Source organism: Telmatospirillum siberiense (assembly GCF_002845745.1).
GTDB lineage: Bacteria > Pseudomonadota > Alphaproteobacteria > Rhodospirillales > Magnetospirillaceae > Telmatospirillum > Telmatospirillum siberiense.
Genome location: NZ_PIUM01000073.1, coordinates 1 through 2,697, shown reverse-complemented (window position 1 = coordinate 2,697; position 2,697 = coordinate 1). Strand labels below are relative to the sequence as shown.

The 2,697-nt window shown below is 60.0% G+C and carries 2 protein-coding genes; both read left to right on the top strand.

Annotated features, from left to right (window positions below; genetic code table 11):
- On the top strand, window positions 1–1,630 hold a 1,630-nt coding region (locus CWS72_RS27230; protein WP_101253812.1), incomplete at its 5' end, for a TonB-dependent receptor domain-containing protein.
- 554 nt (window positions 1,631–2,184) lie between these two features.
- On the top strand, window positions 2,185–2,664 hold the full coding sequence (locus CWS72_RS27225) for a hypothetical protein (RefSeq protein ID WP_101253811.1): 480 nt from the start codon (window positions 2,185–2,187) through the stop codon (window positions 2,662–2,664).
- Window positions 2,665–2,697: the final 33 nt, after the last annotated feature.

Here is a 2,697-nt window from a genome sequence, read left to right as displayed (position 1 = left end):
ATCGGCGACGACCTTCTTCCGCAGCATCAACCGGCAGATCGGAGCCAACGGCAACGTCACGGCGGCAACGGAAAACGTCAGCCTCGGCTATGACGGCTCATGGACACGGGCCCGCGAATCCCATGACGGCAACGGAGACCGGATCTTCAACAGCCAGTTCGAAACCCAAAGCCACAACGCCACCCTGGCCTTCCGCGAAGACGGCCATGAACTGACGGTCCGGGCTGGCCACCAATTGACCCCATATGAAGGTTTTCCCAATGCCCGCATGGACCTGACCGGCAACTCCAGCAACTATCTGAACACGGGCTACACCGGCGACTACGGCTGGGGAACGATCACCGGCAAGGTCTATTGGCAAAACGCCAAGCATGAGATGGACTTCCTGCCCGGACGGAACACCACCGGCCATATGCCGATGAATACCAATGGCACCGACGCCGGTTATTCCCTCAAGGCCGAACTGCCGGTCAGCCGGGACGACACCCTGCGCATCGGCAACGAATATCACGCCTATCGCCTGAGCGATTGGTGGCCCCCGACCAGCAAGACCGCCAATGGCATGATGAGCCCCAACACCTTCATCAATATCAACGAAGGCAGCCGCAATCAGCTCGGCACCTTCGCCGAATGGGAAAGAAAGTGGGATGCCCAATGGACATCGCTTTTCGGACTGCGCAACGACGTCATCATGATGGATACCGGCAACGTCGCCGGCTATTCCAACAACGCGATGGCCAAGTACGGCGTCGATTCGGCGGCCTTCAACGCCCAAAGCCATAAGAAGACCGACGTCAACTACGACCTGACGGCAACCACCCGCTTTGAAGCCACGCCAATCAACACCGAGGAATTCGGCTTCGCCCGCAAGACCCGCTCCCCCAATCTCTACGAGCGCTATGCCTGGTCCACCGGCGCCATGGCGGCCAGCATGATCGGCTGGTTCGGCAACGGCACCGAATATGTCGGCAACCTCAACCTGCGCCCGGAGACCGCCAATACCGTCAGCGTCAGCGCCGGCTGGCACGACGCCGCTCGTGAGGATTGGGCGGTCAAAGTCACGCCCTACTACACCTATGTGCAGGATTATATCGGCGTCGACAAACTGAGCACGGGCTCGACACCCGGCATCAATCTTCTGAAGTTCGCCAACCACGATTCCCAGCTTTACGGCTTCGACCTGTCAGGCAGCAAATCCCTGGCGAAGCACCAGGATTACGGTGACGTCGACATCACGGGAACGGCCGGCTGGGTCAAAGGCATTCAGATGAACAACGGGCAGCGCCTTTACCGGATGCAGCCGCTGAACGCCCTGATCAGCCTCACGCATCATTTGGATGGCTGGAACAGTACGGCCGAACTGAAACTGGTCAATGACAAATCGGTCACCAATCCCTTGCAGAACGAGCAGACGACGCCCGGCTTCGCCATCGTGAACTGGCGGACGTCCTACAGCTTCGAGAACATCACCGTGGCCGTCGGCATCGACAACCTGTTCAACAAGCAATATTACGACCCGAACGGCGGGGCCTACGTCTCCTATTGGCGGGCGACCAACACCTCGGCCGCCATGGGCGCTTTGCCGGCCGCCGGCCGGTCGTTCAACGCCGGAATGACCGTGTCCTTCTGATGACGGAAACAACGGGCATTTCGCTCGCCAGCCCCCCGGGGAAACCTCGCTTCCCCGGGGTAGTGCCTGGAATCGCCCTGTCCTTCGGTCCGCTGCAACTCGGCTGGGACAAGGATGAGATCGCGCGGAAACCCGCTCCGCTTTCCAGCCGGCTCCGGTCCTGGAGAGACGGCAAAGGGTTTCCGGCCGCGAATCATCCCGCACCCCTTCGATAATCCCGGACCACCGGATTATCTGCCTTTAAAATCCATAAAATTTGTATACCATGTAGATGGCTGCCATAAATCATGTGTAATTTTAAATGTACAACGTGAAAAATAAGTAAATTATCGACGGCAGAATAATCACATCCCTTTGCGGTGGCTGAGGGAAACGAGAATGAGTATTAATATTCATAAAATATGGGTATTCTATATCTCTTGGTAGCATGATCCATGGGTTTTGATCTGCGTCAAGGCACGCGGATATGAACAGTGGATAACCAGATAGGATCAACGCTCCCGCCGGCCAGATCGAGGCTCGGCCACGAGCGGAAACCGGTCGATTAAGGAACCATGGCGCGGCGGTGGCACCAACTCTTCTCCCTGCTGAAAACGGCGAGGCTCTCCCTGCGGGGCGAGGACCGCGCGGCGATCCCGCGCCGTGCCAAGACGCCCCTGAAACATCTGCTGACGGCTTGGGCGGGAGCGGTCGTTCTCGCCATCAATCTTTTCGGCTGGACGGGAACGTCCCTATCCGACGCCTCGCCGCAGGCGATGGATATGGCGATGCTGGACGGCACGCCGCTGTGCGAGCATGTCCAGCATCATTCCCCCCAAGACCAGCGAGGCAACGCCGACCACGGCAAGATGGTCTGCCCCGCCTGCTTCCCCTTGGGCAACGCCTCTTCGGGCGCGCTGACCTCCGGCCCGCCGACCGCCCAGACGGTGGCGGCGCCGCTCGTCGTGGAGCGGGCTCTGCCGCCCGATCGGCGGGCGCCTTCCTCCTTCGTTCCCCATCGCTATCAGGCCCGCGCCCCGCCGCGACCGGCCTGACACCGGTGACAGTCTTCACGCGAACCAAATCAC